Source organism: Pseudomonas sp. TH32 (assembly GCF_016650855.1).
GTDB lineage: Bacteria > Pseudomonadota > Gammaproteobacteria > Pseudomonadales > Pseudomonadaceae > Aquipseudomonas.
The window spans coordinates 593724-607812 of the sequence record NZ_JAEKFA010000001.1 but is presented as its reverse complement, the minus strand read 5'-3'; the positions used below and the strand labels follow the sequence as shown (position 1 = coordinate 607812).

At 58.5% G+C, this 14089-nt stretch carries 13 protein-coding genes, 1 tRNA gene and 1 pseudogene; 5 read left to right on the top strand and 10 right to left on the bottom strand.

All coding sequences use genetic code 11. The features are described from left to right. Window positions 1-3 precede the first annotated feature (3 nt). The 10 genes and pseudogenes from JFV30_RS02845 to JFV30_RS02800 all read right to left on the bottom strand — a co-directional run bounded on the left by JFV30_RS02845 (window position 4) and on the right by JFV30_RS02800 (window position 9113). Complete coding sequence (locus JFV30_RS02845) at window positions 4-264, bottom strand: EscI/YscI/HrpB family type III secretion system inner rod protein (protein ID WP_242487017.1); 261 nt, start codon at window positions 262-264, stop codon at window positions 4-6. 590 nt (window positions 265-854) lie between these two features. Beyond that, window positions 855-1793: a sigma 54-interacting transcriptional regulator gene (locus JFV30_RS02840; RefSeq protein WP_201121777.1), complete on the bottom strand. Its 939-nt coding sequence runs from the start codon at window positions 1791-1793 to the stop codon at window positions 855-857. 411 nt (window positions 1794-2204) lie between these two features. Continuing rightward, window positions 2205-3305 (bottom strand): redox-regulated ATPase YchF, encoded by a 1101-nt coding sequence (gene ychF, locus JFV30_RS02835; protein WP_010177033.1) that lies wholly within the window; start codon window positions 3303-3305, stop codon window positions 2205-2207. Window positions 3306-3328: 23 nt separating this feature from the next. Then, entirely contained in the window at window positions 3329-3913 is a 585-nt protein-coding gene (gene pth, locus JFV30_RS02830; protein WP_003208389.1) for an aminoacyl-tRNA hydrolase, read from the bottom strand. A 165-nt stretch (window positions 3914-4078) separates the two neighbouring features. Continuing rightward, window positions 4079-4678, bottom strand: a complete 600-nt coding sequence (locus JFV30_RS02825) for a 50S ribosomal protein L25/general stress protein Ctc (protein ID WP_010177032.1) — start codon at window positions 4676-4678, stop codon at window positions 4079-4081. Between the two features lie 138 nt (window positions 4679-4816). Next, window positions 4817-5758 (bottom strand): ribose-phosphate pyrophosphokinase, encoded by a 942-nt coding sequence (locus JFV30_RS02820; RefSeq protein ID WP_003208392.1) that lies wholly within the window; start codon window positions 5756-5758, stop codon window positions 4817-4819. Between the two features lie 45 nt (window positions 5759-5803). Beyond that, window positions 5804-5878 (bottom strand) — tRNA-Gln (locus JFV30_RS02815). Between the two features lie 36 nt (window positions 5879-5914). Continuing rightward, a pseudogene (gene ispE / locus JFV30_RS02810) lies at window positions 5915-6765 on the bottom strand (4-(cytidine 5'-diphospho)-2-C-methyl-D-erythritol kinase). 1 nt (window position 6766) lies between these two features. Beyond that, window positions 6767-7384, bottom strand: coding sequence for a lipoprotein insertase outer membrane protein LolB (gene lolB, locus JFV30_RS02805; protein WP_008432261.1), 618 nt, complete (start codon window positions 7382-7384; stop codon window positions 6767-6769). A gap of 4 nt (window positions 7385-7388) precedes the next feature. Next, window positions 7389-9113 carry a tetratricopeptide repeat protein gene (locus JFV30_RS02800; RefSeq protein WP_201121775.1) on the bottom strand — a complete coding sequence of 575 codons (1725 nt, stop codon included), beginning with the start codon at window positions 9111-9113 and terminating at the stop codon, window positions 7389-7391. A gap of 182 nt (window positions 9114-9295) precedes the next feature. Between JFV30_RS02800 and hemA the strand changes: the two genes are divergently transcribed. From hemA to murI, 5 genes are read left to right on the top strand one after another with little or no spacing between them, the layout of a single operon-like run. Further along, complete coding sequence (hemA, locus tag JFV30_RS02795) at window positions 9296-10585, top strand: glutamyl-tRNA reductase (RefSeq protein WP_008432265.1); 1290 nt, start codon at window positions 9296-9298, stop codon at window positions 10583-10585. Then, entirely contained in the window at window positions 10582-11664 is a 1083-nt protein-coding gene (gene prfA / locus JFV30_RS02790) for a peptide chain release factor 1 (protein ID WP_169387099.1), read from the top strand. Before hemA ends, prfA begins: the two co-directional genes overlap by 4 nt. Beyond that, window positions 11665-12492 (top strand): peptide chain release factor N(5)-glutamine methyltransferase, encoded by an 828-nt coding sequence (gene prmC, locus JFV30_RS02785; protein ID WP_201121774.1) that lies wholly within the window; start codon window positions 11665-11667, stop codon window positions 12490-12492. Then, window positions 12489-13244: a molybdopterin-synthase adenylyltransferase MoeB gene (locus JFV30_RS02780; protein WP_169387101.1), complete on the top strand. Its 756-nt coding sequence runs from the start codon at window positions 12489-12491 to the stop codon at window positions 13242-13244. Before prmC ends, JFV30_RS02780 begins: the two co-directional genes overlap by 4 nt. Continuing rightward, complete coding sequence (gene murI, locus JFV30_RS02775; RefSeq protein WP_201121772.1) at window positions 13237-14031, top strand: glutamate racemase; 795 nt, start codon at window positions 13237-13239, stop codon at window positions 14029-14031. Before JFV30_RS02780 ends, murI begins: the two co-directional genes overlap by 8 nt. Window positions 14032-14089 lie beyond the last annotated feature (58 nt).

Below are 14089 nucleotides of genomic sequence, written 5' to 3'. Positions count from 1 at the left end.
TCACTATTGCAAGTTGCAAATTTTGTCGATGCATTGGGTTGCCTTGCCAAGGCTCTTGGTCAGCAACTGGGAAGTGAGCGTCGTGTGAGACAGTTCCCGTGGGTATTTTCTGAGTGTGTCTGCGTCCAGGCCGTTGGTTGAAGCTTTCAACGCTCGCGCGAGGCGGCTTTTCGCCGCAGTGAGGTGGTTCGATGTCTCCGTCAGCATCGTCGATACACTGTTGTTGACGGAGGCAGTTGACTTCGCTGTTGAGGGCTCGAGCATTGACGTGAAAAAGGCAACATCTGTCGTGGACGCTGAAGGTTCTCGCGCGCTGTTGGCACCTTCTCGGCGATTAGAAAGTGTTGAAGGGGCAAATGCTTCTATCTGCATATAAGGCCTGCTGCGTGAGTGTGTGAAACCATTTGCTAATAATGGCTGATGCCGACTTTTCTGCTTCAGCGCATAGGACTGCCTCCCCGGCAGATGAGCTGGGGAGGCCGTTGTGTTACGAACGGATCTCTTTAGCTGCGGCGTATAAACCCGAGATCATTTTTGCTTTCAAACTTTCTTGGAAAGTTGCTTCGGCAACGGCTTCTGCTCGATCAGACGCAGAAGTACTGCCACCACTACCAGCACCCGTTCCGTTGTTAAGGGTATTCTCCAATGAAGAGTAAGCGTTGCTGGCGCTATTGTAGGGTCCAACACTTGACATAATTAAACTCCAGGTTCTTCAATCGTTAGTCGTTGGCTTTTTGGTCGTGATCAGTGATACGGGTTCCGTGTTTCTCGCATTTTGTAATCACGCTACGACTGTGTGGTCGATACGACTAAAGCGTTCCAGCGTTTTTTAGATTTTTCCAAATGTTTGGCTTTTACGCAGTGGGTGCCTGGAGAGTGACGATGCCCAGTTGTTTAATCCTGTAATACAGCGTGCGCCTTGCAACCCCCAGTTCAGCCGCCACAGTGTCTACACAGTGGTGATGGCGGCTCAGCGATTCCTGAATCAGTGCTTTTTCAATGTGTCGCAGACGTGCCTTCAGGCCTGTCTGGGTATCCTGTTGTTCGCTTATCGGGTTTGCAATCGGTGGCAGACCCAGCACAAACCGCTTGGCTGTCGAACGCAGTTCGCGAACATTTCCCAGCCAGGGGTGGCAGAGCAACCGTTGCAGCAGTGCGCTGGATGGGGCAGGGAACGTGCACTTGAAGTGCTCTGCCTCTTGTTGAATCATGTTCAAGAACAATGGAATGATCTGCTCACGGCGTTCGCGCAGGGGCGGGAGCCGGATATCGACAACGTTCAGCCGAAAGTACAGGTCGCGCCTGAAGGCCCCTTGTTCGACCATCTCCTCCAGTGATTGCTGTGCGGAGGCGATCACTCGCATGTCCACCGGGATAAAACGAGTGGAGCCCAGGCGCTCAACGCCTCGGCACTCCAGTGCTCGCAGCAACTTGGCCTGCAGGTTGAGGGGCATGCTGTCAATTTCGTCGAGGTACAAGGTGCCCAGGTGGGCGGCTTCGATAAACCCGGCCCGTGATTGCATCGCACCGGTATAGGCACCGCTGTTGACACCAAACAGTTGGCTTTCAGCCAGGCTTTCCGGGATCGCCGCGCAGTTGACGGCAACAAAGTTTCCCTTTCTTCCGGATAACAGATGTATGCGTTGTGCCAACGTATCTTTACCTGTCCCTGTTTCACCCAGCAGTAGCATATCGATATTAAGTGCGGCCGTGTTCTGGACAGTAGCCTCGATCGCTGGGCATTCGGTAAGTGGCGCGTCTGTAACATACTTAGGGTGATAGGAAAGCGACATATTGCTATTGCTCCAATATTGGATCGCATCACTATTTTCAGACTATTTGAGTCCATTCGAATACAGGGAAGTAAACCGGAAATTGTTTATTTTGTCACCTTGGTCAAGAAATATCGGAGGGGTATTGAAATCTATAGTTCAAGAGGCTGATGAAAGCTCAAGTGTTTCTACGCTGTTATTTTCTTTTTGTTTGAAGGATAAATCCTAAAGACGGCTTGTCTTTTTATGTAGGTGGGGTGGGATGCTATTGGGGGGTTGTCAATCGGCGTTTTGAGTGTTTTATATTTTTAATATATAAAGTTAGTTAATGTGTCGTGATGCTTTTTTGTTAAGTTTGGAAGTGAGCGCCCACAAAAAAGCCGATGCACTGCATCGGCTTTTTTGTTTTGCGGCATTGGCCGCAGATGACGCTTAGACGTTGAAACGGAAGTGCATCACGTCGCCATCCTTGACGATGTATTCCTTGCCTTCCAGGCGCCATTTACCGGCTTCCTTGGCACCGGCTTCACCCTTGAACTGGATGAAGTCGTTGTAGGCGATGACTTCGGCGCGGATAAAGCCTTTTTCGAAGTCGGTGTGGATCACGCCAGCCGCTTGCGGGGCAGTGGCACCGACCTTGACGGTCCAGGCGCGTACTTCTTCAACACCGGCGGTGAAGTAGGTCTGCAGGTGCAGCATTTCGTAGCCGGCACGGATCACGCGGTTCAGGCCAGGCTCTTCCAGGCCCAGGGCCTCAAGGAACATGTCTTTCTCTTCGCCGTCTTCCAGCTCGGCGATTTCCGCTTCGATCTTGTTGCACACCGGAACAACCATTGCGCCTTCTTCTTCGGCAATGGCCATGACCACGTCGAGCAGCGGGTTGTTCTCGAAACCGTCTTCAGCCACGTTGGCGATGTACATCACCGGCTTGGTGGTCAGCAGGTGGAAGCCCTTGATCACCGCCTTTTCGTCGGTGCTCATGTTCTTCATCAGGCTGCGTGCCGGCTTGCCCAGGGTGAAGTGAGCAATCAACTGCTCCAGCAAGGCTTTCTGGACCACTGCGTCCTTGTCGCCGCCCTTGGCGTTACGCGTGACCTTTTGCAGTTGCTTCTCGCAGCTGTCGAGGTCGGCGAAGATCAGTTCCAGGTCGATGATCTCGATGTCGCGTTTCGGGTCGACGCTGTTGGAGACGTGAATCACGTTCTCGTCTTCGAAGCAGCGGACCACGTGAGCGATGGCATCGGTCTCACGGATGTTGGCGAGGAACTTGTTGCCCAGGCCTTCACCTTTCGACGCGCCGGCTACCAGGCCTGCGATGTCGACGAACTCCATGGTGGTCGGCAGGATGCGCTTTGGATTCACGATGGCCGCCAGGGCGTCCAGGCGTGTATCGGGCATCGGCACGATACCGGTGTTCGGTTCGATGGTGCAGAAGGGGAAGTTCTCCGCCGCAATGCCGGATTTGGTCAGGGCGTTGAACAGGGTGGACTTGCCGACGTTAGGTAGGCCGACGATGCCGCAATTGAATCCCATGGTGTTTCCCCTCGGGTAAAGAGTCAGGCCTTCTGGCTGTGCAGGTTTTTCATCGCACGGTTCCATTCACCGGCGAAGATATCCGGCAGCACGCCGAGGGCAAAATCGATGCTGGCATCGAGTTTTTCCTGTTCGGCGCGTGGCGCACGACCCAGGACGAAATTTGAAACCATACTGGCAACGCCCGGGTGGCCAATGCCAAGCCGCAAGCGGTAGAACGTATTCTGATTGCCCAACTGCGCGATGATGTCGCGCAGGCCATTATGCCCGCCATGGCCGCCGCCTTGCTTGAGCTTGGCAACACCGGGTGGCAGGTCAAGTTCGTCATGGGCCACCAGGATTTCTTCGGGTTTGATCCGGAAGAAGCCCGCAAGCGCCGCGACAGCCTGGCCGCTGCGGTTCATGTAGGTGGTGGGAATCAACAGACGAACATCCTGACCCTGGTGCGAAAAGCGCCCGGTCAGGCCGAAATATTTGCGATCGGCCACAAGATTGACGCCTTGGGCGTGGGCGATGCGCTCAACAAAAAGGGCCCCCGCGTTATGCCGGGTCTGTTCGTATTCGGCGCCTGGATTTCCCAGGCCAACGATCAGTTTAATGGCAGTCACGACAGGGGCCCTTCCTTTGGAGTTGTGGATAACATCGCCGTTGGTGCGGCGAAAGTGGACGACAAACGCTGATTAACCGTTAGAGGCCAACTTCGCATTCTCGCCCGCTTTCTCGCTACGTTCCGGTCCGCGATGTTTCCTCAAGCTCCGGCATTACAGAGTGAATTACTCTGCAGCGCCTTCTTCAGCTTCTGGTGCAACGCGTGGAGCGTGTACGTTTGCAACAGCTTTGTCATCACCGTGAGCCAGTGCAACAAACTCAACGCCTTTAGGGGCTTTGAGGTCGGACAGGTGGATGATGTCGCCGATTTCAGCAGCCGACAGGTCGACTTCGATGAACTCAGGCAGGTCTTTCGGCAGGCAGGTCACTTCGATCTCGGCTACAACGTGCGAGATTTCGCCGCCTTTCTTGATCGGAGCAGCTTCGCCAACGAAGTGCACAGGCACGACAGCGGTCAGTTTCTGACCGGCAACTACGCGAACGAAGTCAGCGTGCAGCACGTGGCCTTTAGCTGGGTGACGTTGCAGTGCCTTGATGATGACGTTCTGCTTGGTGCCACCAACGTTCAGCTCGATGATGTGGCTGTAGGCCGCATCGTTTTCGAGCAGTTTGGCGATTTCTTTAGCCAGCATGCTGATGGATTCAGGGGCTTTTTCGCCACCGTAAACTACAGCTGGAACCAGGCTTGCGAGACGACGCAGGCGGCGGCTCGCACCTTTCCCCAGGTCGGAACGCAGTTCAGCATTCAAAGTAAAATCGTTCATGTTGTATCTCCAAAATAACCACATTCGCCCTAGCGTTTGCGACCAGCGCTAAAGGCGATATGGGCAAAAAAGCCCCGCCCCAACAGAATGCTGGGGCGGGGCGCTTTTCGTCAGGTTGATGTCGCTAAGGTCTGACCCTTAACGGAACATCGCGCTGATCGATTCTTCGTTGCTGATGCGGCGAACCGCTTCGGCAACTACCGGTGCGATATCCAGTTGACGGATACGCGAACAGGCTTGAGCTGCAGCGGACAACGGGATGGTGTTGGTCACCACCAGTTCGTCCAGCATTGAGTTCTCGATGTTCTCGATCGCTCGGCCCGACAGCACAGGGTGTGTGCAGTAGGCGAAGACTTTTGCTGCACCGTGCTCTTTCAGGGCTTTCGCCGCGTGGCACAGGGTGCCGGCGGTGTCGACCATGTCATCAACCAGAATACAGGTACGCCCTTCGACATCACCGATGATATGCATCACTTCAGAGTGATTGGCTTTCTCACGGCGTTTGTCGATGATCCCGAGATCAACGCCCAGGGATTTGGCAACAGCCCGTGCACGCACGACGCCACCAATGTCCGGGGACACGATCATCAGGTTTTCAAAGCGCTGGTCTTCGATGTCATCCACCAGGACGGGGGAGCCGTAGATGTTATCTACCGGAATATCGAAGAACCCCTGGATTTGGTCAGCGTGCAGGTCAACCGTGAGAACACGGTCGATGCCTACCACGGTCAGCATGTCAGCAACGACTTTCGCGCTGATAGCCACACGTGCGGAACGCGGACGGCGATCCTGACGGGCATAACCAAAGTAAGGGATTACAGCTGTGATTCGAGTCGCTGAGGAGCGGCGGAAGGCATCAGCCATCACGACGAGTTCCATCAGGTTATCGTTGGTCGGAGCGCAAGTCGGCTGAATAATGAAGACGTCTTTACCGCGGACGTTTTCATTGATCTCGGCTGTAATTTCGCCGTCGGAGAACTTACCGACAGAGATGTCACCGAGAGGGATATGCAGCTGACGTACAACACGCCGAGCCAGATCGGGGTTAGCATTCCCCGTAAAGACCATCATCTTGGACACGCGCAGTACCTAGAGGCTGAGGGTAACCTGGATGAGTATAGAAAATGGCAGGGGCGGCTGGATTCGAACCAACGCATGGCAGGATCAAAACCTGCTGCCTTACCGCTTGGCGACGCCCCTGTATCTGTTGCAACGAGTACCCAGTACTCGGTTCCTTTAGAGCAGACTTTGCAGCTTGCGATGCAACATCGAAACGTTGCTTCCCTTTGCTACAAACCCTGTAAGGGTCTCTGTAAGAAGGGCCGAGACTTTATCAGCTTCAGCTTTGCTTGGGAAGCCCCCAAACACACAACTTCCAGTTCCGGTTAATTTTGCTTCGGTAAAATTACCTAACAAATTCAAAGCGTTACGTACATCTGGATAACGCCTTGCTACAACCGGTAAGCAGTCATTTCGACTGTTTCCCTTGGGAACGGGGCGCACTTTAATGGGAGGAGAGTTACGTGTCAACAGTGGATCTGAAAAAATTTCTGCTGTACTTACAGATACTTGCGGAACAAGCACGACATACCACGGCTCTTCGGGGTCTACAGGGGTGAGTTTCTCCCCACGCCCTCGGCAAAAGCGGCGTGCCCACGCACGAAAACCGGGACGTCGGCGCCGAGCGTCAGGCCCAGCGCGGCCAGGCGATCGTGGTCCCAGCCCAGCTGCCACAAGTGATTCAGGCCGAGCAACGTCGTCGCGGCATTCGAGCTGCCGCCACCGATGCCGCCGCCCATGGGCAGGATTTTTTCGATCCAGATGTCGATGCCCAGCGGGCAACCGGATTGTTCCTGAAGTTTTTTCGCAGCCTTCACAATCAGGTTGCTGTCGTGAGGCACGCCTTCGAATTCGGTGTGCAGTCGGATCAGGCCGTCATCGCGAACGGCGAAGGTCAGCTCATCGCCGTAGTCGAGAAACTGAAAAATCGTCTGCAACTCGTGATAGCCGTCTTCACGGCGACCGAGAATGTGCAGCATCAGATTGAGTTTGGCCGGGGAGGGCAGGGTCAAGCGTTGCGCGGTCATGTCACTGCCCCAGTTTGCGAGGTTGCCAGTCCTTGATCACCAGCGTGACGTCAAGGTCGGTGCCATGCAGCTTGATGCGCTCGGGCAGCCAGTAACCGTTCTGTTGCACATAACTCAGGTACTCGACCTGCCAGCCATCCTGTTCCAGCGAGGCCAGGCGGCTGTCGCCGTTGAGGCTCAGGCGGCTCTTGCTGTCCGGTGCGGGCAGGCCACGTACCCACCACACCAGGTGCGAGACGGGCAGTTTCCAACCCATCTGTTCTTCCAGCAGGGCTTCCGGCGTCGGGGCTTCATAGCGGCCCTGATTGGCCACTTCCAGGCTGACTTGCCCCGGTCGGCCGGTCAGGCGTGCTGCCCCGCGGCCCAGCGGGCCAGACAGGCGAATATCGTAATAGTCTTGGCGTTGCAGCCAGAACAAGGTGCCGCTGCCCGAATCCTTCGGGGCGCGAATGCCGACCTTGCCTTCAATCTGCCAGCCATCGAGGCTGCTCAGTTGATCCTTGTGTTGCTGCCATTGCGCCGGGTTGCCCGGGCCTTCGACAGATTCACGGGTGCCAAGGCCCGAACAGCCGGCGAGCAGGGCGATAAAGCTGAAAACGATGACGTGGCGCAAAAACATAAAATTAAAGGGTCTCGGATCCGGTCAGGCGCTTGATAGTGCTGCGCAGGATTGGGCTTTCGGGTTGTTCCTTGAGGAACTTCTCCCAGATTTGTCGCGCTTCGCGTTGCTTGCCATTGGCCCAGAGCACTTCGCCCAGGTGCGCGGCCACTTCCTGATCGGGAAAGCGCTCCAGCGCCTGGCGCAGCAAGCGTTCGGCTTCATCCAGGTTGCCCAGGCGGTAGTTCACCCAGCCGAGGCTGTCGAGTACGGCCGGGTCTTCCGGGTTGAGCTGGTGAGCCTTTTCAATCAGCTCCTTGGCTTCGGCGTAACGCGTTGTACGGTCGGACAAGGTGTAACCCAGGGCGTTCAGTGCCATGGCGTTGTCCGGGTCGCGCTTGATGATCAGGCGCAGGTCTTTTTCCATCTGCGCCAGGTCATTGCGTTTTTCCGCCTGCATGGCGCGGGTGTACAGCAGGTTCAAGTCGTCCGGGTATTGCAGCAAGGCTTGCTGCAGGATCTTCCAGGCGCGATCGCCCTGCTTGTTGGCCGACAAGGTCTCGGCCTGGATCAGGTACAGCTGGATCGCGTAGTCCGGTTCGGCATCCCGTGCGGCGGCCAGGCGTTTTTCGGCCTCGTCGGTGCGGCCGTTGTTCATCAGGATATCGGCCTGGCGCAGTTGCGCCGGCAGGTAGTCGTTGCCGGGACCAACCTGGGCGTACTCAAGCAGCGCGGCCTGCGGGTCGTTACGCTCTTCAGCGATACGGCCCAGGTTCAGGTGCGCCGAATCAACGTGGCTCTCGCGGGCGATCAGGTCTTCCAGGTAACCCTTGGCTTCATCCCACGCCTTGGCTTCCAGGCACACCAGCGCCAGGGAGTAACGCAATTCGTCGTCGTCCGGGTATTGCTGGACGAGGTTGGCGAACTGCACCTTGGCATCTTCCATGCGGTCCTGTTCAACCAGCGTGCGCGCATAGGTCAGCAGCAGACGCTTGTCGCCCGGGTACTTCTTGATGCTTTTTTCCAGCAGCGGAATCGCTTCCTTGCCGCGGTTGAGGTTTTGCAGCAGGCGGGCACGCAGCAGGATCGGCGCTATCTCGCCGTCTTCCGGCGGGTGTTGCTCCAGCAGCTTCAAGGCTGCCTCGGGCTCATCATCCTGTTGCAGCAACAGCGCCTTGCCGAAAATCAGCTGGCTGTTGTTCGGGTGTTTTTGCAGCAGGCGGTCGAAACTCTTCATCAGGCCGTTGCGGGTGTCCTGATCGGTGTCGGCGGCCGACAGCGCGAGGAAGTCGAAATGCGTGTCGCCCTTGCCCTGCAGGACTTTCTCCATATACACCATGGAGTCGTCATAGCGCCCGGCGCGGGCCAGTTGAATGGCGGCTGCCCGTTGCGCTTCGAGATCGTCCGGGGCGTTTTTCGCCCAGATCAGCGAGGTGTCCAGGGCCGCCTGATCGGCGCCCAGGTACTCGGCGATGCGAAACGCCCGCTCCGAAATCCCCGGATCCTGAGTATTGATGGCCTGGGTCACGTAGTTGTCCAGGGCAATGTCGAAACGATTGCGCTGGCCGGCCAGCTCCGCGCTCAGCAGACTGAAGACCGTCTCTTCACTGAACGAGGAATAAACCTTGGGCTTTTCAGGGGCGGGGGTGCTGTCTTCTACCGGCGGCGTACCGTCCGGCGACACGGGTGCCAAGGCCTGGCAGCCGCTGAGGAAGACAAAAGCAAGGAGCAACGCGGAAGATCTATTCATATAGGAAGAGGACGACTAACCTGCGGTCGGATCATCATGACACAAGCCTTCGGCCAAACATAACCGAGTCTCAGTGGATGCCTTTATAGACACAAGGCATTAGGACAATAGCCTACGGTGGTTGTTCTGAATCATTCGAAGTAGGACAATTGTCGGCTTCCCGACATCATCAGCGATATTGAATGGCCTTCCTTGCACTCGGTATTAACCACAAGACTGCTTCTGTAGACGTCCGCGAGCGCGTGGCTTTTACTCCAGAGCAGTTGGTTGAGGCCTTGCAGCAGCTCTGCCGGCTTACCGACAGTCGCGAAGCTGCGATCCTTTCGACCTGCAATCGCAGCGAGCTCTATATAGAGCAGGAACATCTTTCAGCGGATGTGGTGCTGCGCTGGCTGGCCGATTACCACCATTTGAGCCTCGATGAGCTGCGCCAAAGCTCATATGTGCACGAAGAGGATGCGGCAGTTCGTCACATGATGCGCGTCGCTTCCGGGCTCGACTCGCTGGTGTTGGGTGAACCGCAGATCCTCGGCCAGATGAAATCGGCCTACGCCGTGGCTCGCGAGGCCGGCACCATCGGCCCGTTGCTGGGGCGCCTGTTCCAGGCCACCTTCAATTCGGCCAAGCAGGTGCGCACCGACACCGCCATCGGTGAAAACCCGGTGTCCGTGGCGTTTGCCGCCGTCAGCCTGGCCAAACAGATTTTCAGTGACTTGCAACGCAGCCAGGCCCTGCTGATCGGCGCCGGCGAGACCATCACCCTGGTCGCCCGCCATCTGCACGAGTTGGGCGTAAAACGCATCGTCGTCGCCAACCGTACCCTGGAGCGTGCGAGCATCCTTGCCGAGCAGTTCGGTGCCCACGCGGTGTTGCTCTCCGACATCCCGGCCGAACTGGTGCGCAGCGACATCGTCATCAGTTCCACCGCCAGCCAGTTGCCGATCCTGGGTAAAGGCGCGGTGGAAAGCGCCCTGAAACTGCGCAAGCACAAGCCGATCTTCATGGTGGACATCGCCGTTCCCCGGGATATCGAGCCTGAAGTCGGCGAGTTGGACGACGTTTACCTCTACAGCGTCGACGACCTGCACGAAGTGGTCGCCGAAAACCTCAAGAGTCGCCAGGGCGCAGCCCAGGCCGCCGAGGAAATGGTCAGCACCGGTGCCGACGATTTCATGGTGCGCCTGCGTGAACTGGCGGCGGTGGACGTGCTCAAGGCCTATCGTCAGCAAGGCGAACGCCTGCGGGACGAGGAATTGATCAAGGCCCAGCGTATGCTCGCCAACGGCAGCAGCGCCGAAGACGTGCTGATGCAACTGGCGCGCGGCCTGACCAACAAATTGCTGCATGCCCCCAGTGTTCAATTGAAAAAGCTTACCGCCGAAGGCCGCCTCGATGCGCTGGCCATGGCCCAGGAACTCTTTGCCCTCGGTGAGGGCGCGACAGAAAGCTCTTCGGATAAAAAACCGCAATGAAAGCGTCACTGCTCAATAAACTGGACGTCCTTCAGGACCGTTTCGAAGAACTGACCGCCTTGCTCGGCGACGGCGAGGTCATCTCCGATCAGACCAAGTTCCGCACCTATTCCAAGGAATACGCGGAAGTTGAACCGATTGTGGCCACCTATACACAGTTGCTCAAGGTTCAGGCTGACCTCGAAGGCGCCCAGGCGCTGCTCAAGGACAGTGACCCGGACATGCGCGAAATGGCCGTTGAAGAAGTGCGTGAAGCCAAGGACAAGCTGATCGAACTGGAAGGCGACCTGCAACGCATGCTGCTGCCCAAGGACCCCAACGACGGGCGCAACGTGTTCCTTGAAATCCGCGCCGGCACCGGCGGTGACGAGGCGGCGATTTTCTCCGGTGACCTGTTCCGCATGTACTCGCGCTATGCCGAACGTCGTGGCTGGCGGGTCGAGATCCTGTCCGAGAACGAAGGCGAACACGGCGGCTATAAAGAAGTCATCGCCCGGGTCGAAGGCGAAAATGTCTACGGCAAGCTGAAGTTCGAGTCTGGCGTACACCGCGTGCAGCGGGTGCCGGCCACCGAATCCCAGGGCCGTATCCACACCTCCGCGTGCACTGTGGCCGTGTTGCCCGAGCCGGACGAGCAGGAAGCGATCGAGATCAACCCGGCAGACCTGCGGGTCGACACCTACCGTTCATCGGGCGCCGGTGGCCAGCACGTCAACAAGACCGACTCCGCGATTCGCATCACCCACTTGCCCTCTGGCATCGTGGTGGAGTGCCAGGAAGAACGTTCCCAGCACAAGAACCGTGCGCGGGCCATGTCCTGGCTGTCGGCCAAGCTCAACGACCAGCAGACCAGCGCCGCCGCCAACGCAATTGCCAGCGAGCGTAAATTGCTGGTGGGCTCGGGCGACCGTTCCGAGCGTATCCGTACGTACAACTTTGCCCAGGGCCGGGTCACCGACCACCGCGTCAACCTGACGCTGTACTCCCTGGATGAAATCCTTGCCGGTGGCGTTGATGCGGTGATCGAGCCGTTGTTGGCCGAGTACCAGGCCGACCAGTTGGCGGCAATAGGTGAATAAATGACCATTATTGCCAGCCTGTTACGCGCCGCCGACCTGCCGGACTCGCCCACTGCGCGCCTGGACGTGGAATTGTTGCTGGCCGCGGCCCTGGGCAAGTCCCGCAGCTACCTGCACACCTGGCCCGAAAAAATCGTCAGCAGCGAAGACGCACTGACCTTCGCCGACTACCTGCAACGCCGCCGCACAGGCGAGCCCGTGGCCTACATCCTCGGCCAGCAAGGCTTCTGGAAGCTCGGCCTGGAAGTGGCACCGCACACGCTGATCCCGCGTCCGGAAACCGAGATGCTGGTGGAAGCCGCGCTGGAATTGCTGCCGGCCACCCCGGCCAAGGTCCTCGACCTGGGCACCGGCAGCGGCGCGATTGCCCTGGCCCTGGCCAGCGAACGCCCGGCCTGGCAAGTCACCGCCGTCGACCGCGTGCTGGAAGCCGTGGCGCTGGCCGAACGCAACCGTCAGCGCCTGCACCTGAACAACGCCACGGTGCTGAACAGCCATTGGTTCAGCGCTCTCGAAGGCCACACCTACAACCTGATCATCAGCAACCCGCCTTATATAGCCGACACCGACCCCCATCTGGTGGCCGGTGATGTGCGCTTTGAACCCGCCAGTGCGCTGGTGGCCGGGCACGATGGCCTGGACGACCTGCGGTTGATCATCGCCCAGGCGCCTGCGCACCTCGACGCCGCGGGCTGGTTATTGCTGGAACACGGTTACGACCAGGCGCCCGCCGTGCGCGACCTGCTGCTGGGCGAAGGTTTCGAAGACGTCCATAGCCGCATCGACCTGGGTGGCCACGAACGCATCACTCTGGGACGCCGGCCGTGATGAATGATCAGGAGCTGTTGCGCTATAGCCGGCAGATTCTGTTGCAGCATGTCGACATTGAAGGCCAGTTGCGCCTGAAAAACAGCCGTGCGCTGATTGTCGGGCTCGGTGGCCTCGGTTCCCCGGTGGCGCTGTACCTGGCAGCGGCGGGCGTGGGTGAGTTGCATCTGGCGGACTTCGACAGCGTCGACCTGACCAACCTGCAACGCCAGATCATCCATGACACCGACAGTGTCGGCCTGAGCAAGGTCGACTCGGCGATTCGCCGCCTGAGCGCGATCAATCCTGAAATACAGTTGGTCGCCCATCGCAGCGCGCTGGATGAGGATTCCCTCGCGGCCGCCGTGACGGCGGTCGACGTCGTACTGGATTGCAGCGATAACTTCTCCACCCGAGAAGCGGTCAATGCTGCGTGTGTCGCTGCCGGCAAACCGCTGGTCAGCGGCGCCGCGATTCGCCTGGAAGGCCAGCTGTCGGTGTTCGACCCGCGCCGCGCCGAAAGCCCGTGCTACCACTGTTTATACGGGCACGGCAGCGAGGCCGAACTGACCTGCAGCGAAGCCGGCGTCATCGGCCCGCTAGTGGGGTTGGTCGGCAGCCTGCAAGCCCTGGAAGCCTTGAAGTTGCTGGCCGGTTTCGGCGAGCCACTGGTGGGGCGGCTGTTGTTGATCGACGCCCTGACCACGCGTTTTCGCGAGTTGCGGGTCAAGCGCGATCCCGGTTGCAGCGTCTGCGGTAGCCAACATGGTTAAGGACGCGCCCATTGGTGTGTTCGACTCCGGTGTCGGCGGCCTGTCGGTGCTGGACGAAATCCAGCGGCGGCTGCCCCATGAGTCGCTGCTGTACGTGGCGGATGGCGGGAATATCCCCTACGGCGAGAAAACCCCGGCATTCATCCTGGATCGCTCGCGACGGGTGGCGGAGTTTTTCCGCGAAAAAGGCGCCAAAGCCTTTGTGATTGCCTGCAATACGGCGACCGTCGCCGCCGTCGCCGATTTGCGCCAGGACTATCCCGACTGGCCGCTGGTGGGCATGGAGCCTGCGGTTAAGCCCGCCGCCGCCGCGACCCGCAGTGGCGTGGTCGGCGTGCTGGCGACCACCGGCACCCTGCAAAGCGCCAAGTTCGCCGCGTTGCTCGACCGTTTCGCCACCGATGTGCGGGTGATCACCCAGCCGTGCCCAGGCCTGGTGGAGCTGATCGAGACCGGCGACTTGAACAGCCCGGCGTTGCGCCTGCTGTTGCAGGGCTATGTCGAACCGCTGATTGCGGCCGGTTGCGACACCATCATCCTCGGCTGCACCCACTATCCCTTCCTCAAGCCATTGCTCGCCGAGATGCTCCCGCCGACGATTATTCTGATCGACACCGGCGCTGCGGTAGCGCGTCAATTGCAGCGCCTTTTGGGCGAGCGCGAGCTGCTGGCCTCCGGCAATCCCGAGCCTGCACAGTTCTGGACCAGCGGCGATCCAGTGCACTTCAGAAATATCCTACCGACCCTATGGAAATCCCCCGGCGTTGTGCGTAATTTTGGCCTGTGAAAAAAACGTGAAATAGCTCGTTTTTCGCTGAACTTCCGCGTGTGCGACAGCTTCTATA